Here is a 20798-nt window from a genome sequence, read left to right as displayed (position 1 = left end):
AACAATTTGCCCCTTTCATGGAAGAATAGATGTATTGTTCTTTGTTGTCTCCCTCTGACAATTTATATTCTACGTTCGAGTTATGGAATGACTTCGGTTTAAATGTGGAAAAAGTGTGTAAAGGGGGAGTATTAGATGAAAATATGAGAAAATGAAGAGGACTGTTAGTGGAGGAGGCTTGTATATGAACCGAATCATTGGACTAGTAGAAGATGATACGAATATAAGGGATATTGTCGAAGGATACTTAAAAAAAGAGGGGTATACAGTGTTGGCGGTTGATACCGCGGAAAAAGCCTGGGATATCTTTAACCGTGAGCATGATCATCCGGAGTTGTGGGTTCTGGATATCATGCTTCCAGGGATGGATGGCTATGAATTCTGTCAAAAAATCCGTCAAACGTCGGAAGTCCCCATTATTATAATATCAGCGAAAGACGAAGAGGTAGATAAAATACTAGGACTTGAACTTGGCGGCGATGATTATCTCACCAAACCATTCAGTCCAAGGGAGCTCGTAGCAAGAGTGAAGCGCCACTTAAAGAGGTGGGAAGCCATGAGGTCGAACCCCGAGCAGAGTATAGAGTCGATAAAGACAGGAGAACTTGAACTGAATGAATCGGAACGCCGGGTGTACTATAAAGAAGAAGAGATAGAAGTGACGACAAAAGAATTCGAGATGCTGAAAATTCTTGCTTCACAAGTGAACCGTGCCTTTTCCCGTGAAGAACTATTGATCAAAGTATGGGGAGAAGATTATTATGGCAGCGATCGAGCTGTAGACGACCTTGTGAAACGAATTCGTAAGAAAATGAAGGACTTGCCGATTGAAACGGTCTGGGGCCATGGATATCGACTGAGGGATAAAAGCTGATGAAGTTGCTTTACCAATTGAATGCAGCTTTTGCAACCTTGATTCTTGTCGTAATGTCCATTACGGCCTTTTTTATCTACTCCTTATTGATGGATATGCTCATCCAGGATGAACAGCGGCAACTGGAAGGAAGAGCAGATCTTTTGGTAGATATCATCAATGATCAGGACCCTGAACGTAGTCCGGAGTTATCCCAACTTCTCCAGGATCGAAATTACCCGATTCTATTGTTTGATAAGGAAAGGGACGAAATTCTTTTCCGCACCATGCCAGCTGTTATCGCTTATTCCTGGGTGGAACGCTATGAGGAGGACCTTGTAGACCAAGAGGTTTGGGAAACGATGGGAGAAAAGTATGTCGCGTATGACTTCCCGGTAAGTAGAGGGAATGATCAAATCCTTGTTATGGCTACACCGCTTAATGACTTGCAAGAGGTACAATCCGTATTTGCAATGCGAATGATTGTTGTTTTTCTAATTGGGCTGTTGTTAGCGATTCTGGTCAGCTATGTATTGACATGGCGACTGGTCACCCCGTTAACGAAGCTTAAGAAAGAAGTGAAGAAAATTGAGAAACGTCAATTTTCAGAGGTGAAAAAGGTACATGCGTCCGGGGAGATCAAAGAAGTGGGACAGAGTGTCAGACATATGGCCGCTGAACTTTCACGATACATCCACTCGCAAAAACAGTTCTTTCAAAATGCTTCCCATGAGTTGAAAACACCTCTTATGTCTATCCAGGGTTACGCTGAGGGTATTCGCGATGGCATATTTGAAGGGGAAGCGGCAGAAAAAGGGTTGAACGTGATGGTGAGTGAAACAGATCGCCTAAAAAAAATCGTCAACGAGATGATCTTATTAGCTAAATTGGACAGCAGTGAAGATGTTTATTCCCCAGAGAGGGCAGATATCTCAGAAGCTGTCATTCAGGCGAAGGACCGGCTTTATCCTCTTGCCAAGGAGAAGGGAATTGAAATAGATGTGGAAGCAATCCATCCTTTTTATTCTATAGTAGATCACGAGCGAGTCTTGCAAGCGATGATCAACATACTAAGTAATGCGGTCAGACATGCAGAGCGGGTGGTTTTAATCAGAACTGAAGTGACTGAAGGCAGTTTTAAAGTCAAAGTGATAGATGATGGACCTGGAATTTCAGATGATCTTCTTCCTCAATTGTTTGAACGATTTATAAAAGGGAAAGAAGGGGAAACGGGTTTAGGATTAGCTATTTCACGAGCAATTATCGAACGTAGTGGAGGGACGATATCTGCGCATAACCGTCCCGATGAATCCGGTGCTATATTTGAAATCGAGTTCAATCGTAAAGAGTGAGAAATAACAAGTATGGCATAATATAAGCAGAGAACGATTCCATGTTAAGAAGTGAGGGAATGAAAATGGAAAAGAAACCTTGTATAGATTCATTGACGGTAAAGAGTTCCCATATCTTACCGCCCGATACGAATAATCACGGAACACTTTTTGGTGGGAAATTGATGGCTCACATTGATGATGTGGCCGCGATTGCCGCTGTCAGACATTGCAGAAAACCGGTGGTCACCGCATCCACGGATTCTGTGGATTTTCTTCAACCTGTTTTTGAAGGCGATACGATTTGTCTAGAGGCTTTTGTAACCTGGACACATAACACATCTATGGAAGTTTTCATCAAAGCGACGACGGAGAATTTACTGACAGGAGAACGAAAAGTATGTACAACAGCGTTCTTATCTATGGTAGCTGTCGACCAGAATAATGAACCATCGCCCGTTCCTGGGGTATATCCTGAGTCGGAAGAAGAGAAGTGGCTCCATGAAAATGCGCAAAAGCGCCATGAACACCGTAAGAGAAGAAGGAAAGAATCAAAAGAACTTGCAGAGAAGTTCGGAACGAGTCTACCCTGGAAACGAGATATTTAAAAAAGGTGGCTGCTAACATCGGCAGCCACCTTTTTTATTGTCTATGAAATGAAAAATGCATAGAAGGTATAAACAGTGTCTATCCTCGTCCTTATGCTCCGGCCTTAGAATTTATAAATTTGGTAATTAAAAACTATAGGTTTCTGTGTCTAACAAGCTGTGGAGGTTGGGCTATCCTATTATGGAGGGTCGTACCAACAGAATTTCAGTCATGTCGGGATTGGTAGCTTTTTGGGAGAATCCTTCCAGCTAAAGCCGGTTTTCTGATCATGAATAACGATGGTGGAAGTGCTCCTGGCTTGTTTAGGGGTGTCTACCCGTCTAATCCTAATATTTAAAATACTCATAGAAGAATTCTGCAAACTTATGATAAACTAATCGATATGTCATCATTCGTGTTTGTATTTGTATAAATACGGGAACTAACTGAAAATGGAAATTATACTTAATGAGGTGAACATTCATGGTGGAAGGTATACTTAGTTTTTTAAACGACTGGATGTGGGGCACGATCCTTGTCGTAGCACTGCTCGGACTGGGCTTATGGTTTTCAATCAAGTTGAATTTCGTTCAATTCCGTTACATTCCTGAAATGATCCGTGTCCTTTTTGATAAGCGGTCTATTTCAGCTGAAGGGAAGAAGGGAACTTCTCCTTTCCAAGCGTTTGCTATAAGTACAGCTTCAAGAGTGGGTACTGGAAATTTAGCAGGCGTTGCAGCTGCAATAACTGTAGGTGGACCTGGAGCAGTCTTTTGGATGTGGATCGTGGCGATTCTCGGAGGAGCTTCAAGCTTTATTGAGAGTACACTTGCACAGGTGTATAAAGTTCCGGACAAAAACCAATATCGTGGTGGTCCAGCTTATTACATTGAAAAAGGGTTGAAAAATAGAACATTAGGAATCGTTTTTGCACTTACAATTACTTTTACGTATGGTCTTGTTTTTAGTTCTGTGCAATCGAACACGATTCGTTTAGCTTTTGAGAACTCATTCAATATGGAGAAATGGGCGATGGGTGGATTGCTTACCTTTATCGTTGCCATTATTATTTTTGGTGGTTTGAAGAGAATTGCCATGGTCACACAGTTCATCATTCCAATCATGGCGATTTTTTATATTATCCTTGCAGGTTATGTTTTGATTGTGAACCTTGGTCAAGTACCTACCATGTTTGGTCAAATTTTTGCGGGAGCATTTGGCTTCCGTGAAGTTGCTGGAGGAACATTCGGCGGTATGATTCTCATAGGAATTAAACGTGGCTTATTCTCGAACGAAGCTGGAATGGGTAGTGCGCCGAATGCTGCTGCTACATCCGAAGTTACACACCCGGTTAAGCAAGGTCTGATCCAAACGCTTGGTGTATTTACAGATACGTTGCTTATCTGTAGTGCGACAGCTGTCATTATTCTGTTTGCCGGCGACTATACAAATACAGATCTGGATGGTATCCAGCTTACCCAAGCCGCTTTCGAGTCTCAGTTAGGAACATGGGCAGCTATTTTCATCGCTATAGCCATCTTCTTGTTCGCTTTCAGTTCCATCATTGGTAACTACTATTATGGAGAAACGAACATGGAGTTTATTAAGCCAAGCAAAATTAATTTGTTCTTATATCGTATTGCTGTTCTAGTTATGGTAATGTTCGGTGCTGTCGCGGAATTCAATCTCGTGTGGTCCCTCGCGGATCTTACGATGGGGATCATGGCATTAATTAACCTTTATGCTATTTTCCGACTATCTTCCGTAGCCTATGCGGCTTTGAAGGATTACCGCCGACAAAGGGATGCAGGTAAAGATCCTGTCTTTTACCAGGATCATCTCCCAGGCGTAGAAGGAATGGAGTACTGGAGAAGAGATCAAACTTCTGAAAAAGAAACAAACTAACAACAAGAAAGACCTACCTCCGGCCTCCGAAACCCGAAGGTAGGTCTTTTCTATGGAGCGGGATTCAAGGCTGGTTTTGAGACACCTTGAAGGAAAAATAATTCCGATAACTCCCCTAGCCCCTTTCCCATTACAAATGGTTCGGAAATCGAGTCTTCTACAATCCAGCCGTATTACACAACAGAAGTGTAATTCCTGACAAACAAAAGAGGCCTATGGATGTGATATGATAGAACGAGATACTTATTAAAGGAATGAGCGGAATGAGTTTACTATCAGTCAACGGACTAAGTAAAAGTTACGGAGATAAAAGTTTATTTGATGACTTATCTTTTACAATAACCAACCAACAGCGAATCGGTCTGATCGGTGTTAACGGAACAGGGAAATCAACCCTGATGAAAATATTGGCGGGAATCGAAAGTGGAGATACAGGTGACATGGACCATGCGAAAGATTTTACTGTCGAATATCTCCCTCAAGAGCCCGACTTAGATGAAAGTAAAACTGTCCTCGAGCAAATATATGATGGGGATGCAGCGATCATGGTCGTCATGAGAGAATATGAGCAAGTGCTTTTAGATCTAGCTAGAAGTCCAGAAGACGCAGCTGTCCAGGAAAAGATGATGGATATTCAGCAGAAAATGGATGAAAAGGGTGCCTGGGAAGCGAATACCGTGGCTAAAACTGTGTTATCAAAATTAGGTATTGAATTCTTCGATAAAAAAGTGAGCGAACTTTCAGGTGGACAGAAAAAGCGGGTAGCGATTGCGAAAGCACTTATTCAGCCGGCAGACCTTCTCCTATTGGACGAACCCACCAACCACCTGGATAATGAGACAATAGAATGGTTGGAAGAATACCTGGCTTCCTACCGTGGCTCATTGGTCGTTGTCACACACGATCGCTATTTCCTAAATAGGGTTACAAACATAATTTATGAATTGGATAAAAGCAAATTGTATATCTATGAGGGAAATTATGAAACGTTTCTTGAAAAGAAAGCCGAGCGAGAAGAATGGGAGAGACAAGCTGAACAAAAACATCAAAATACACTGCGAAGAGAGCTTGCCTGGTTGAAGGCTGGAGTGAAAGCACGAACTACAAAGCAAAAAGCTCGTAAACAACGAGTGGAGGCGATGAAGGAAGAGACGTTCGACACGAAGAAGGAAAATGTCGATATGGCAATTGGATCGACGAGACTCGGCAATCAAGTGATAGAATTAGAGGGGATCACCCATGGATATGGAAGTCAGACCCTTATTAAAGATTTTGATTACCTTGTAGTTCCAGGAGAAAGGTTAGGAATAATCGGTCCGAACGGTTCAGGAAAAACGACGCTTCTTAATATAATGGCAGAACGTGTGGCACCGGACGCAGGCGATGTCCATATTGGTTCGACGGTGAAGATAGGGTATTACACCCAGGATCATGGAGAACTCGATGAAAGTTTGAAAGTAATTGAGTATATTAAAGAGGTGGCCGAAGTCATCACTACAGACTCCGGGGAAGAAATAACTGCGGAGCAGATGCTGGAACGATTCTTATTTCCCCGTCCTCAACAATGGACTTATATCAAACGATTGTCAGGCGGAGAACGTCGCCGCCTATACCTGTTGAGAGTATTGATGAGTGAACCGAACGTTCTTTTCTTGGATGAACCGACGAACGATCTGGATACAGAGACACTCAGCGTGCTGGAAGATTATTTAGAACAATTCCCAGGAGTGGTCATCACTGTCTCACACGACCGTTACTTCCTCGATCGCGTCATCGACCGGCTTCTGGCCTTTGAAGGTGATACAGACATCCGAAGGTTTTATGGTAATTACACAGAGTATCTTGAGAAAAGGAAAGATGAGAAAAAGGAAGAACGTGTAGAGAAAAAGCCTTCCATTCAAGAAGATACACGAAGATCAAATCGAAAACGGAAGTTATCTTATCGGGAAAAACAAGAATGGGAAACGATTGAAGACGATATCGCTGCGTTAGAGGAAAAAGTTGAAAAATTGGATAATGATCTGGCCGAAGCAGCAACCAATTATGATAAAGTACAAGAACTATCGCATGATAAAGAGAAAGTTGAAGCAGAGCTAGAAGCAAAAATGGAACGCTGGGAAGAACTTTCTACCATCGTAGAAGAGTTAGAAAATAATTAACTTCTTTGAAAAACGCGGAACAAACTTTGGATTTGTTCCGCGTTTTCATTCATCTATCCTGATAGGTAGTCACAGGAGTATAATGAAGGAGAGGGATAGCGGGCAACAAGGGCTATATCTTTGTAGTACTCCGATTTTTATGGAATAATGAATACGGATACAAAGGATGAATAGGAGGAAATTTAATGAAAATGCCAAGCGTAGAAAAGTTAGAAAAATATGCAGAACTGGCGTTGCGTACAGGTGTAAACTTGCAAGACGGACAATTGTTGATGATCAACTCCACAATCGCCGGAGCTGAGTTCACAAAAATCGTTGCACGTAAAGCTTTCGAAATGGGAGCAAAAGATGTACATATCAACTGGGGAGATGACGAGCTTACACGCATGAAATATGAGTATGCAGATCAAGAAACGTTATCTGATGTGCCTGAATGGCAAAAGCAGCAGTATACTTATTTTGCTGAACAAGGAGCGGCTATCCTCTCGATCCGTTCGACAGACCCTGATCTCTTGAAGGGCATCGATGCAAGTAAAGTGGCTGCTGCAACAAAGGCTCGATCTGAGGCGATGGCGAAATTCCGTGATTATACGATGAACGACCGAATCCAATGGTCAATTATAAGCATTCCAATTCCTAAATGGGCCCAAAAAATATTCCCTGGAGAGAGCGAAGACCGTGCTGTAGAAAAGTTATGGGACCAGATTTTCAGTATCGTCCGAGTCGACCGTGAAAACCCTGTAGCTGCTTGGGAAGAGCATAACCAAACATTGATTAAAGCTCGTGAGTATTTGAATAAAAAACAATATCAGAAATTGATCTATAAAGCTCCAGGCACAGACTTAGAAGTAGCCTTGCCAGAAGGGCACATTTGGAAAGGTGGACCTTCCAAAACGGTTAATGGTGCTGTCCAGTTCAACCCCAATATGCCGACAGAAGAAGTTTTTACTGCACCACACAAATACGGAGTCGACGGTACAGTCTCTAGTACTAAACCTCTGAACTACGGGGGGAATGTAATCGATAACTTCAGCCTGACATTCAAAGAAGGGAAAGTAGTCGATTTTACTGCAGAAGAAGGCAGCGAAACATTGCAACACCTTCTTGATACAGATGAAGGATCACGCAGACTTGGTGAATTGGCGCTTGTGGCACATGAATCACCTATTTCTCAATCTGGTCTAATTTTCTATAACACACTTTATGACGAAAATGCATCTTGTCATCTAGCACTAGGAAAAGCTTACCCTAATAATATGACAGGGGGCTCCGACATGAGTGCGGATGAACTTGATCAACATGGTGTTAATGACAGCTTATCCCATGTCGATTTCATGATGGGATCTGGGGAGCTTGATATTGATGGCGTATTAGCTGACGGTACGACAGAACCAGTGATGCGTAAAGGCAGCTGGGCCATTTCATTTGAATAATAGAATAGAAAAAATGCCGGCAACTCAAGGGAGTAGCCGGCATTTTCTGGTATTAGGCATATGATAAATTATTCACCGTTTCTGAAGAGGCGTGTTCTTGGACGAAATATACTTTATACCATTGTAAAAATACATAAACCGTCCATATATAGCGGTGGTGATTGGCCTTGTTTTCATAATGTTCATTTAAGTAACGGACCAATTCATCGGTATGAAAAAATTCACTGGCCATGTCTGAGGTTAATGTACGCTTCACAAGGTCATAATACTGCTTTTGCCTGAGCCAATGGCGTATGGGTACGGGGGAACCGACTTTCGGACGGTTTGCCCATTCGTCAGGCATAACAGATTTGGCAGCTTGGCGTAAGGCATACTTTGTATCTTTCCCATTCGTACGTAAGGATGGAGCAAGGGTTTGAGCGACTTCCATCACTTTCTTATCTAGAAAGGGAACGCGTAGTTCAAGGGAGTGAGCAGAACTCATTTTGTCTGCTTTTTGTAAAATATCTCCTGGCAACCAGTGGTGGATATCCGTATATTGCATCTTTGTGCTATCATTTGCTTTCGAAACCTTACTGTATGTAGAGAATAGAATGGAAGCTGGAGTGCGCTCCGTTTGATAAGGGGCTTTTAATACCTTTAGAGCATCCTTTGTACTGAAAACTTTTGCCTGACCTATGAATTTCTTTTCCACTTTTTGACCACCAGTGGTAAGAAATTGGGTCAATCGGTTTATCGGCAGTTTGCCACTGAGTCGTGATATAGCTCTACGAACGGTGTAGGGTAACTTTTCATATAGCTTTTGTTCTGGACTTATTTTATACCAATCATAGCCGCCGAATAACTCGTCTGCACCTTCTCCAGATAAAACGACAGTAACATGTTCACTGGCCAATTCTGACAGGAAGTAAAGGGGGACGGATGATAGGTTGGCGTGTGGTTCGTCCATATGATACTGAATTGTAGGGACCTTAGCGAAAAATTCATCGGCGGAAATTAATTTTCTGTGGTTTTCCACATTCAATTTCTCAGAAAGATCCCTCGCTATATTTGTTTCATTGAAGATTCCTTCATAATCTCCAAATCCGACAGAAAAGGTCTTCTCCGGTTTTAGAAGTGTTGTTACATAACTGGAGTCAATGCCGCCTGACAGGAAAGAGCCAACCTTTACATCACTAATTTTGTGATGACGTACAGAATCGCTCATTGCATCTTTTATTTCTTTGATGGCTGTGTTCAAATCTCCTGTTGTTTCTCCATAAGCAATATCCCAATATCTGTACGTTTGAGTTCTTCCTTCTTTCCGAAGCATATAGTGCCCTGGTAATAATTTGTAAACGCCTTTAAAAAAAGTTTCCTTTAAAGCTGAGTATTGAAAAGTTAAAAAAGGTTGTAATGCATCATGATTAAAAGCTTTTGTAAATTTTGGATAGGGGAGAAATGACTTAATCTCCGATCCGAACAAGAAAGAACCATCTGATGTCTCCTCTGAATAGTAAAGGGGTTTAATCCCAAATGGATCCCTCGCTAAGAAAAGTTCTTCCTCAACTTTATCCCATATGGCGAAAGCGAACATCCCGCGGAGGTGTTGCAAAATCTCGGTACCGTATTGTTCGTACCCGTGAAGGACTACTTCGCTATCCGCACTACTTTGGAAAGTGTGGCCTTTGTCTATTAAATCTTTCTTTAGTTCCTGAAAGTTATAGATCTCTCCGTTGAAGATCATCACAAATCGGTCATATTCACAAAACATAGGTTGATTTCCGTATGTCGAGCGATCGATGATACTCAACCTACGGAAGCCCATGCTGACCACTTTATCTGAATATGAACCTCCCTGGTCTGGCCCGCGATGATGAATTTTTTCCATCATGGTTTTGATGATTTCTGGATTATGATCTCTTCCTGTGTTCACATACCCAACAATCCCGCACATAATAATCCTCCTTATTGAACTGAGTTAAGAGTTAATCGAAATCGCACAACAATAACCCTGCCATAAGTATAGGGAGAGTGGCACTTCAAGCCTGTGGTTACCGCACTTTCACTTACATCATGCTCCCTTTACTAGAAGGTGGTTTCGAGATACTTATCATGGAAAGGGGCGGAGGCTCACCGCCCGCCCCACGGAAAGTGTCCAAATGGGGAATCGCCCTGGGAGGCACGACTGGCATAAGCAGAACATCAACGGACGGTTTTTTATTCCTTTGATGATCTGCTTATGACGCGAGTGTCTGGGCGATGGAACTGGACGAACCTTTTCCCGTAGACCCTAAACTCCCCCTAAAGTCTCGACACTGAGTCTTCAAGAATAGGGAGATTAGTGGTTTATTACCATCGGACGTCGATGCCCTCAAATTGCAATTCTTCATAATTTGGCACAACCGCTGGATCAACTCTTACGATATTTAAAGACTCTAACTGTAAAATATCCTCTACATTTCCTCTGAAAGAAGAGTTAATGATATTCAAGTAAGTGATCGTCTGCAATCCTTCTTGTACACGGCTTAAATCGTCCAGAGTTGGACCGATAAATGTGGCTTGGTCTAAATAAGGTACTTCTTTCAACAGATCACCAGGGATAATTGCCTGATTTAACTTCAACACTTCGAGAGACTGCATAGCTTTAAAATATTCTCTGTCTTCTTCCACTTCGTAAATTCCACTTAAGTGAGACGCATTGATCGTTAAATTTTTCAACCGTAAAAGATCTCCCTTTGTAATCGAATTAGGGTCTTTATCTAGTGATCTGCCAATAGATTGAAGAACCAAATCGTCCATAACCACAGGTTCATTTGCGCCAATCACTTTTCGGAATTCAAAAGGGTGAGCGGTGATAGTGAACATTTCCTCAACCAATTCTTCACCGCTCTCAGAAAGGTAAGTAAGAGATGCATTTCTTAGAATATAACTGTCGTCCGGATTTTCTCGTACCCATTCGATATCCATGGCGATCTCCACTTCCTCGTTTTGGAAATTATCGATCTCTGGGGGCAACGGACCATCATAGAGTGAAGAATCAGTAGATACAGGGAAAATATAAGATATATCACGTGATTCATAGGTCCTGCCATCCTCTTCTTCCGTCGACGTATTATATTGGACCTCTACTCCCTGTAGCTGTTCCACTAGCTTATCCACTTTGCTTTTCGAGGGATGATCAGAAACGAGGCTTTTTATTTGTTCTATCTTATCTATGGTTGTCTTTTCTTTATCGATTTCAGGTATAGGTGCAGAAGGTTCTTCCATGATTCGATCAGGATGGGAAGTGGCAGGGTCTTTGAACCTATCTTGATACATATAAAGAGAACCAGTAAGCAAAAAGAATATTAGAAAAGCTGTCATAATTTTAGGGAAGATAGGGGACCAATGAAGGCTTTTTCTTCTTCTACTCTCGTAGAACCGCTTTCTGTCCTCATCATTAAATAAAGGATGTTCACTGATTTTTCGATTAACTGCTTCTTTTATTCGTTGATGATCCACGGGTCCATCCCTCCCTTGTCCATCTTTTTTCTTAATAATTGGCGTGCTCGTTGCATTCTCGTTTTAATAGTGCTCAACGGTATGTCCATAAGTTCAGCGATTTGTTTTTGAGTCATATCTTGTTGAAAGGTCAAAATCATCACTTCCCTGTATTTAACCGGTAAATCTAGAATGGCATTTGCAATCTCATCCCACTGTTCTTTTTGAATCACTCTCTGGTCCGTGTAATGGGGATCTTTCTGCTCCAACCATTTGTCTTTGGCGATTTTAATACGATGAAGAGGTGATCTTAAATAGTCTTTGCATCGATTGATGGCGATTCTCATGACCCATGTTTTAATATGGGATTCTCCGTTAAATCGCTCCCACTTTCTGTAGATAAGTATTAAGACTTCTTGGAAAAGGTCATCTGTCGTATGGTGGTTTTTCACATATGTAAAAATTGTTCTTTTTAGAGATTCTCCATAATGATCCATGATATATTCAATGGCTTCATCACGTGTGAAACGATAGGATTGATGTCCGGTCACCGCTTGTTCTCTCCTTTCTTCTATTTATTAGACGTTTAGATAAAGGGGAAGGTCTGTAATCTGATTGAATTTCATAAAAATTTCCTTGCTTTAATTGATTTATAAAGAAATCATCGTCTCCGGGTGAATAAATAGCAAATGATTAGCAAAAACAGAAAAGGGAATAAGAAAACAAAGGAAAAATAAAGGAGATGAGCAAATGTACGGTCAAAATAATGAAATGCCAGGTTTTCAAGCGAACCCTAATAATTACGATGAGTGTGAAAGATGTGGAAAACCGCTCCAATCGAAATCAGAAAGGGATTTGAATCTCTGTAAAGAATGTCAACGAAGACAGGAAGATCATAAAGTTGAATCGACAGATAATGAATAGGGAGGCCATGCGCTATGCATGGTCTTTTCTTATTTGACCCCCCCCTTTGAAAATGAGAACGTTAGTTGCCCATAAAAAAAGAGTTATTCAATAAACTGGCAGTATTCTGGAAGACACGATTTCGATACTTTTATTGGGAATAAGGGGAGGTGGGGAAGCTACTCGCTTTCCTGTGGGGGACCTGGCGAGCTTCCTCGGGCTACCGCCCTGTGGGATCTCGCCTACCTCCTTCTCCCACGGGAGTCTCGCAGCTTCTCCACCACCCCATTAGAAGTTAATGAGAAACGAATCCCTTTACCAGGAAGGAACGTCTTCCAGCATCCCTGTCCTATGGGAATATAACGCTCTATAGCAAGGTTTCCACCATGGGAGTACCTTATGATCATCAGCCCGCTCCCATTATTGGAGTGGTTTCGAGAATCGATTTTCGCAAGGTGCAGAGGGGAATGGCGAGACTCCTGCGGGAAAAAAGTGCTTGGTGAGACCCCGCAAGGCTTTAGCCTTAGGAGGCTCACCGCGCTCCCGCGGAAAGCGAGTCATTCCCCGCTGCACCTATCCACCCATAAAAAGTCTCGAAACTGAGTCTTACAGAATAGGGAGCTTATGTGAAAGAGTAATTAATAATAAAGAGAGGCATTCTAAGGAAGAATAAATATATCTTTACATCATAACTGCTGTAATGGTAAGGTTGTACCTTGTGAAAATTTTCATCATGAAAAGTAAAAGGAGAAAAGTATGGATAAAAATAACTCAGGCCGGATTGACTGGCCCGTATTTGTAATCAGTGGAGGTTTATTAGTCCTCTTCGTTATTATTGCACTCATTGATATTGATTTGATCGAAATGATTGTGAGTGATAGCTTCGCTTGGTCAGCAAAATACTTTGGTGCTTTCTGGCAAGTACTCATGCTCGCAACATTTGGTGTCGGTTTATGGCTCGCATTTTCCAAGTATGGAAGGATCAAAATGGGGGATATGGAAAAACCTGAACTAGGTCTATATAAATGGTTGTCCATCATCATGGCGACCCTTTTAGCTGGAGGAGGAGTATTTTGGGCAGCGGCAGAACCGATGTGGCATTTCCTCACCGTTCCTCCATCCCAATCCGGGATAGAAGCAGGTACCGAAGCAGCTATTAATCCAGCGCTAGCGCAAAGCTTTATGCACTGGGGATTCCTCGCCTGGGCCATTCTTGGTACGATCAGTGCCGTAGTGATGATGTACGGTCACTATCATAAAGGAATGCCAATGAAACCGAGGACATTGCTTTATCCAATCTTTGGTGAAAAGTTAAGAAAAAGTTGGTTAGGTACAATTATTGATGCTTTTTCAGTGATCGCTGTTGCTGCAGGAACGATCGGCCCAATAGGATTTCTTGGTTTGCAGGCAAGTTATGGACTTCAGGAAATCTTCGGTATTCCGAACCAATTCAGCACACAGTTTACAATTATATTCACTGTTGTTCTAATTTCAACAATCTCAGCAGTGACGGGATTATATAAGGGAATTCAATTTTTAAGTAGTATAAACGTACGTATGGCGATTGCATTGATGGCATTTATCGTGGTTTTCGGACCTGGCGGATTTATTATTGATCACTTCTTGTCTGGATTCGGTTACTATGTTGATCAGTTCATTCCGATGAGTACTTATCGTGGGGATGATGGATGGTTGTCACTATGGACTGTTTTCTTCTGGGGCTGGTTCATCGGATATGGTCCGATGATGGCTATTCTTGTCAGCCGTATTTCGCGCGGACGTACGATAAGAGAAATTATCATTGCGGTTTCTGTCTTTGCGCCAGTAATTTCTACGTTTTGGTTTACGGTTCTCGGCGGTTCAGGCATCTTTTTTGAACTGAACAATCCTGGTTCTGTGTCGGAGGCATTGAATGAAGCTGGTAACCCTGCCGCAATGTTCGCGATCACAGAACAGTTTCCGCTTGCGAGCATTATTTCCCCATTGTTCTTAATCCTGACAATTTTGTTTGTAGTAACAACTAGTGACTCCATGTCTTATACGATTGCCATGGCGGTCACAGGAGAGGGAAATCCTCACAGCTGGCTCCGTATTTTCTGGGCGGTTTTGATGGGAACTATCGCTATTATCTTGTTGATTACAGGAGATAGTGGGATTACTCAGCTACAGAACTTCATCGTTGTTACAGCAGTACCGGTATCGATTTTACTCTTGCCGATGATTTGGCTCGCACCTAAAGTGGTGAAAAAGATGGCAATCGATCAAAGAATTACAAAAAAATAAGATGATTCCCTTCTGGTTATATAAAGAAGGGGAGTAAATACAAACGAGGCTGGGACATAAGCAAAAAACCAGTTAGAAGTTCAAATCATGAAAACAAAAAACGCATGAAATCAAGATTTTTAAATCAGATTTCATGCGTTTTATTCATTTTAAAATGATTTTGTCCCAGCCTCGTTTTCATTATCTGAAAAAAGGCGACTCGCTCACCAATTATTTGCTTTGCTCTGTGGGCTGGAGCAACTGAAATCGTGCCGTTAGAATTGGACTGGCTGAGAGCGATTGAAAGGATTCATTACTTTTCTAGAGGACGGAGGACAGCACGGACGGGACTGCCATCGGCTTGCTCCATCTTAAGAGGAAAAGCAAAGAGCTCATAAATACCAGGTGGTACATGAGATAGTTGAATCCCTTCCAGAATAAGAATGTCGTTATTATATAAAGAATGGTGGCCTACAAGTTCTTTACTCGTCTCCGGGTCGACCGAAGGGGTATCAACACCGATAAGATGGATGCCCTTACTATTTAAGAAGGGACCCACATCTTCTCCTATTACCGTATATTGATTTGGAAAGCTGGTACGGTCCTCCCAACTCCCTGTATGGAATAATACTTTATCTACCCCACTAAAATCTATCCCTTGTAGTAGCTGGGCTGTGATGGTAGTTTGGTTTTTGATAGGAACGACCAGAGCCGGACCTGAAAATCTTTCTAAAGGAATCTCTGCCGTCTTCCACCCATTTGAATCATAATGGAATGGGGCGTCGATATGGGTACCGATGTGATTACTTCCTTTGAATTGCCCAACATTGACAGAACCGGTCTCTTCCATAGAAAAAGTGAGTTTATATTCGAAAGGTTCATCACCCGGCCATGGGGGCGTGTTGTTGGTCAATGGCATGCTGATATCAATGAAATTCATTAATAGTCCTCCTCTTATGCAATGATTCCTCTTTCGTTTTTGTATTGCTTGTGTTTCTCATTTTCCATGATGTCTTTTAGGGTGAGGATGACATCATAAACATCTTCGAAAGATGTATAGAACGCAATCGGAGCTAAACGGATGACATTTGGTGAGCGAAAATCAGGAATGACGTTTTCCTTTTTCAATGCTTTACAGATGCTCGCTGCTTCTTCATGTATGAGACAAACATGGCCGCCGCGCCGTTCATCTTGAAGCGGATTAGCAATTTGGAATCCGAGCCCGGAAAGTTCCTGATGGAGGAGGTCCATCAATAGTCGGGTAAGCTTCAAGGATTTATTTCTTACCTCCTCAATCCCTACTTCCTGGAACAATTCTAGTGAACCGATCAAAGGAGCTGAACTAAGGATGTGTGGAGTGCCGATTTGAAAAGCGCCAGCCGTATCGGCATGCATAAGGTCGTGACTCATATCAAATTGTTTGTCTTTATTGGAACTGAACCAACCGGCAAGACCAGGAGCTTTTCCTAGGTGTTTTTCGTTCACATAAAGTCCTCCGACTCCCCCAGGTCCACTGTTCAAATATTTGTACGTACACCAAACAGCAAAATCCACGCCCCATTCATTCAACTCATGGGGAAGAGCACCAATAGAATGAGCTAAATCAAATCCTACGATGATTCCATGTTCGTGTGCTGCCTCTGTTATTTTTTTCATATCTAATACTTGACCACTTCGGTATAACACAGAAGGAAGGAGGAGGACAGCTACATCTTCATCCATTTCCTTGATGATATTGTCTTCTGATAGACTGCTCCCATCTTCACTTTTGACACGGATTAAATGGTCGTCAGGATTAAGCCCGTGCCATTCTAATTGACTTTTCATTGCATAGATGTCGGAGGGGAAGTTCAATTCATCCGCTAATATCTTCGTGCGTTTTCCAATGGGTTTATAAAAAGTGGCCAGCAGTTGGTGCAGGTTTGATGTGATCGATCCAGTACTGATGACTTCTTCAGCTTCAGCACCGATGAGTGGAGCAGTCATGCGGCCGATTTTTTCAGACATATAAAACCATGGTTCTTCCGCTTCTGTCCATCCTTCAATCGCATGTTCCTTCCAATCCTCTAACGAAGTAGTAAGAGCTTTTTCAGCCCGTTGAGATAGAAGGCCGAGGGAGTTTCCGTCCATATAATGAAAGTTTTCCTGGTAGAATTCTTTTTTATATTTTTGCATGGAGTCTTCCTGATCAAGTTGCTTCACGGAATCTCTAGTAATTGCAGGCTTTGTCATTCTAATTCCTCCTATAGAAATCAATCCATCAAATTGTTTTTCACTAAGACAGCTTTGATCATCGAGTAGGTGTATCCTTCGGGTAAGGATTCCTTCAGTGGCTTCAGTTTCTTTTCTTCCATGCCATTATAAACATCCAGGATTCGACTCTCCTGATCTTCATTAAACCATCGACCCCAGTTGATATCTTTCCCTTCTTTCGAGGAGCGGAAAAGGTGGGATTCAATAGTCTGTTTACTCATGTCTCTCTCTTTAGCAATTTCTTCAATAGTTAACCCTTCTTCCCAGAAATCATATGAAACGATGTGGCTCGGGCGTTTCTCAAACGGATCTTTTTTGCGAATGGAGGGTTCTGTAGCCCGGTTTGGTCGAGGTTTCTTTTCCGCTTCCTCTGCCCATGGGCGGATTTTCTCTAAAAACGCTTCTCCATACTGGGAATATTTCTGTTCTCCGACTCCTTTGATTCCTAACATTTCTTCTTTATTTTCAGGCAAGTAGACGCTGAATTCTTTTAGTGTGGCATCAGAGAAAATGACATAAGGCGGAAGGTCTACTTCATCTGCAAGAGCTTTCCGTAATCGGCGTAACTCTTCAAAGTATTCCTCATTATAGTCATCTCCTTGTTTTGTTGTGGTCGATTCAACAAGCATAACTACAGGTTGTTCGCCTTTAATAACGTCTATGGCTTCTTTTGTCAGCTGTAGGGCAGGGTAGCGACCTTGCCCTGGAGAAAGATAGCCTTCAGCAGTCAGGAATTGAATGAAGCGTGTGAGTTCTTTTTCTGTATACTTCGGCATGATTCCATAAGTAGAAAGATTTTGAAAATGGAACTGTTTCACTTTTTGATCGGAAGATCCCTTCAACACTTTCGCAGTTAAACCAGCACCGAATCTTTCGCCCATTCGCTTTACACAAGAAAGTACCATTTGCGCTTCTTTAGTCATATCCTGTTCCTCTCCGACATGGGTACAATTCGAACATTTGCCGCACGGTTCGGTGACCGATGGATCGTCGAAATAGTCCAAAATGAACTGTTGAAGACACGAATGCGTATGACAATAATTAATCATCGCCTGTAATTTGCCATATTCCTCTTTTTTCTTCTCTTCGCTTGGTGATTGATCGATTAGAAACCTTTGTAAATTGATATCCTGACTGGAAAAAAGCAGGACACAATCGCCGGGTTCACCGTCACGGCCCGCACGCCCTGCTTCTTGATAATAAGACTCAATGTTCATAGGCATCGAGTAGTGGATGACGTAGCGAACGTTTGATTTGTCGATTCCCATGCCGAAAGCGTTTGTTGCTATCATTGTCGTTATTTCATCTTGCACAAAGTCCATTTGTGCTTGTTTTCTTTGATGTTCGGTCATCCCCGCATGATATTTCCCTGCTGCGAATCCTTTTTTCATTAATACATAATGAAGCTGATCGGCGTCTTTTCGTGTAGCTGTGTAGATAATACCTGATTCATTAGGAATTTGGGTCAAGTACTCACTCACAAATTCACGCTTATCCCGGCCTTTAATAATTCGGAAAGAAAGGTTTTCTCTTGCAAAACCTGTGTTCACCACTTGGGTATCCTCAACATCGATTAACTGTTTGATATCTCGGATCACTTCCTGAGTTGCTGTCGCGGTCAGTGCCATCAGGACAGGGAGGTTCGGAATTTTCTTCAATGTAGGTACAATCGATCGATAACTTGGTCTGAAATCATGCCCCCATTGAGAAATACAGTGTGCTTCGTCAAATGCGATGAGTGACAAAGAAATGTTGCTTAAAGCAGAAAGGAAATTATGTGAATCGAACCGTTCTGGGGCAACATACACAAACGAGTAACGACCATTTTTCATGTCCCATAAACGTTGACGCTGCTCCTCTGTGGTAAGGGAACTGTTAATATAAGTAGCAGCTATTCCGTAAGATTGTAGAGCATCCACCTGATCTTTCATTAAAGAGATTAATGGGGATATAATAATGGCTGTTCCTTGTAAAGCGAGCCCTGGTATTTGATAACAAAGAGACTTTCCTCCCCCTGTCGGCATAACAGCCAATGTGTTTTTTCCTTCTAAAACATGGCTGATCGCCTCTTCTTGTCCTGGACGGAAAGAAGGATAGCCGTAATATTGCTGCAGTATTTTCTCGGCCTGTTCCATCATTGTGATCATCCTTTATACGTAGTCGTTCTTCTTACCACATCTTATCATGTTTCATACAGAATGAGAGGGGAAAACTACTGGTGCTATGCGAAAAGAAAGGAGTCGATTGCATGATGAAAGCTATCGTCATTGAGCAATATGGGAATAAGGATCAACTGATAGAAAAAGAAATGAAATATCCAGTACCGAAAGAAAACCAAGTAATTGTAGAAATGCATGCGACCTCTATTAATCCGATTGATTGGAAGCTGAGAGAGGGTTATTTGAAAGAAATGCTGGACTTCGACTTTCCAATCATCCTGGGTTGGGATGCAGCAGGAGTCGTCACAGAGGTAGGAGCGGCTGTGACCAACTTCTCTGAAGGTGATCGTGTGTTTGCTCGTCCAGAGACGACTCGTTTTGGAACATATGCTGAATATACTGCAATAGATGAACACTTATTAGCCCACTTGCCTGAAAATATATCCTTTGAGGAAGCTGCTGCTGTTCCATTAGCCGGTCTAACTGCACGGCAATGTCTCGTAGACTTTGCTGATATCAAAGCAGGAGACCGTGTCCTTATTCATGCAGGTTCTGGTGGAGTAGGTCATTATGCCATACAGATAGCGAAACAAAAAGGTGCATATGTCGCGACTACTGCTAGTGGGAAGAATAAAGAATGGGTTGAAAATCTAGGTGTCGATCGATTCATTAATTATAAAGAAGAGGACTTTTCCGAAGTGATCAGTGACTTTGATATTGTCTTAGACACTATCGGTGGGGATGTACAGGAGAAGAGTTTCAAGGTGCTTCGTGAAGGGGGAAGGCTTCCCTCCATTGTTCAACCACCTGACGAAAAATTAGCGGAAGAGCATGAGGTCAAAGCAGGATTCGAGTGGCTTGAGCCGAGTGGAGAGAAACTCTCCAGCCTTGCAAAAATGATGGAAGAAGGCGAACTTACATCTGTCATTGGTCATCAGTTTGATTTTACGGAAAAAGGACTTAAAGAGGCTCATGATCTAAGTGAAACTCACCATGCTAAAGGGAAAATCGTCATCAAAATAAAGTAACATTACATTTCCTCCCACCCAGGGGCTTCCATAACAAGGAAGGCCCTGGGTGTTTTTTACTTTTATTATAAAGAATATGGCAGTATCTCTAAAAACTCGATTCCGAGACTTTTGTTAGGTGGGTAGGGCTGCGGGAATAACTGAGGCCACTGAAAAACGCCTCCTAAAATAAGGAAAATGAAATAAAAGCATAAAAAAACCTCCAACTTTGGTAGAATTGAATTGACTAGAAACAAACACCAAATTGGAGGTTTTTATGATGCTCACTCAACATAGTCAAGTAAGCTTCTACACAGAATTATACACCAGAATCCCGGAAGATAACACCCTCCGAATTATACAAGATCATTTGGACTTCTCCTTTATCAATAATCTCCTTAAAAATTCTTATTCTCTTTATTATGGAAGGCCTTCGAAAGAACCTGAAATGATGGTTAAGCTTCTAATCCTCAAGAAATTCTA

Annotated in this window: 16 protein-coding genes; 10 read left to right on the top strand and 6 right to left on the bottom strand. The window is 42.0% G+C overall.

The window, feature by feature from the left end; translation table 11 throughout:
- Positions 1-184 precede the first annotated feature (184 nt).
- The 6 genes from BMZ58_RS20390 (at position 185) to BMZ58_RS20365 (ending at position 8269) form a co-directional block, all read left to right on the top strand.
- Positions 185-874, top strand: a complete 690-nt coding sequence (locus tag BMZ58_RS20390) for a response regulator transcription factor (protein ID WP_075038364.1) — start codon at positions 185-187, stop codon at positions 872-874.
- Entirely contained in the window at positions 874-2205 is a 1332-nt protein-coding gene (locus BMZ58_RS20385) for a sensor histidine kinase (RefSeq protein ID WP_075038363.1), read from the top strand. The genes BMZ58_RS20390 and BMZ58_RS20385 overlap by 1 nt, the downstream gene beginning before the upstream one ends.
- A gap of 65 nt (positions 2206-2270) precedes the next feature.
- Entirely contained in the window at positions 2271-2792 is a 522-nt protein-coding gene (locus BMZ58_RS20380) for an acyl-CoA thioesterase (protein ID WP_075038372.1), read from the top strand.
- Between the two features lie 463 nt (positions 2793-3255).
- Positions 3256-4677, top strand: coding sequence for an alanine/glycine:cation symporter family protein (locus BMZ58_RS20375; RefSeq protein ID WP_075038362.1), 1422 nt, complete (start codon positions 3256-3258; stop codon positions 4675-4677).
- Between the two features lie 263 nt (positions 4678-4940).
- On the top strand, positions 4941-6836 hold the full coding sequence (locus BMZ58_RS20370) for an ABC-F family ATP-binding cassette domain-containing protein (RefSeq protein WP_075038361.1): 1896 nt from the start codon (positions 4941-4943) through the stop codon (positions 6834-6836).
- 185 nt (positions 6837-7021) lie between these two features.
- Entirely contained in the window at positions 7022-8269 is a 1248-nt protein-coding gene (locus BMZ58_RS20365; RefSeq protein ID WP_083412919.1) for an aminopeptidase, read from the top strand.
- 52 nt (positions 8270-8321) lie between these two features.
- Here the strand turns inward: BMZ58_RS20365 and asnB are convergent, their stop codons facing one another.
- The 3 genes from asnB to BMZ58_RS20350 form a co-directional block, all read right to left on the bottom strand.
- Complete coding sequence (gene asnB, locus BMZ58_RS20360; RefSeq protein ID WP_075038360.1) at positions 8322-10205, bottom strand: asparagine synthase (glutamine-hydrolyzing); 1884 nt, start codon at positions 10203-10205, stop codon at positions 8322-8324.
- Positions 10206-10600: 395 nt separating this feature from the next.
- Complete coding sequence (locus BMZ58_RS20355) at positions 10601-11752, bottom strand: hypothetical protein (protein ID WP_075038359.1); 1152 nt, start codon at positions 11750-11752, stop codon at positions 10601-10603.
- Positions 11734-12282 carry a sigma-70 family RNA polymerase sigma factor gene (locus BMZ58_RS20350; RefSeq protein ID WP_075038358.1) on the bottom strand — a complete coding sequence of 183 codons (549 nt, stop codon included), beginning with the start codon at positions 12280-12282 and terminating at the stop codon, positions 11734-11736. The genes BMZ58_RS20355 and BMZ58_RS20350 overlap by 19 nt, the downstream gene beginning before the upstream one ends.
- 199 nt (positions 12283-12481) lie before the next feature.
- On the opposite strand from BMZ58_RS20350, the gene BMZ58_RS21290 reads away from it, so the two are divergent.
- Together BMZ58_RS21290 and BMZ58_RS20345 are read left to right on the top strand one after the other, a co-directional pair.
- Entirely contained in the window at positions 12482-12655 is a 174-nt protein-coding gene (locus BMZ58_RS21290) for a hypothetical protein (protein ID WP_167360126.1), read from the top strand.
- A 735-nt stretch (positions 12656-13390) separates the two neighbouring features.
- The gene (locus tag BMZ58_RS20345; RefSeq protein ID WP_075038357.1) at positions 13391-14917 is read left to right on the top strand and encodes a BCCT family transporter; all 1527 of its coding nucleotides are present in this window, start codon (positions 13391-13393) and stop codon (positions 14915-14917) included.
- A gap of 292 nt (positions 14918-15209) precedes the next feature.
- Here BMZ58_RS20345 and kynB read toward each other — a convergent pair whose 3' ends face one another.
- The 3 genes from kynB to recQ are packed head-to-tail and all read right to left on the bottom strand — an operon-like array spanning position 15210 to position 19287.
- Entirely contained in the window at positions 15210-15836 is a 627-nt protein-coding gene (gene kynB / locus BMZ58_RS20340) for an arylformamidase (protein ID WP_075038356.1), read from the bottom strand.
- 14 nt (positions 15837-15850) lie between these two features.
- Positions 15851-17128 carry a kynureninase gene (gene kynU, locus BMZ58_RS20335; RefSeq protein ID WP_075038355.1) on the bottom strand — a complete coding sequence of 426 codons (1278 nt, stop codon included), beginning with the start codon at positions 17126-17128 and terminating at the stop codon, positions 15851-15853.
- Positions 17129-17148: 20 nt separating this feature from the next.
- The gene (recQ, locus tag BMZ58_RS20330) at positions 17149-19287 is read right to left on the bottom strand and encodes a DNA helicase RecQ (protein WP_075038354.1); all 2139 of its coding nucleotides are present in this window, start codon (positions 19285-19287) and stop codon (positions 17149-17151) included.
- A gap of 113 nt (positions 19288-19400) precedes the next feature.
- Between recQ and BMZ58_RS20325 the strand changes: the two genes are divergently transcribed.
- On the top strand, positions 19401-20336 hold the full coding sequence (locus tag BMZ58_RS20325; protein ID WP_075038370.1) for an NADP-dependent oxidoreductase: 936 nt from the start codon (positions 19401-19403) through the stop codon (positions 20334-20336).
- 256 nt (positions 20337-20592) lie between these two features.
- Positions 20593-20798, top strand: a 206-nt coding sequence (locus BMZ58_RS21525; RefSeq protein ID WP_482793310.1) for a transposase, incomplete at its 3' end; no start/stop codon positions are given.

The sequence above is a fragment of the Halobacillus dabanensis genome, from assembly GCF_900114165.1.
Classification (GTDB): Bacteria; Bacillota; Bacilli; order Bacillales; family Halobacillaceae; genus Halobacillus; species Halobacillus dabanensis.
This window is presented reverse-complemented; position numbering and strand designations above follow the sequence as displayed.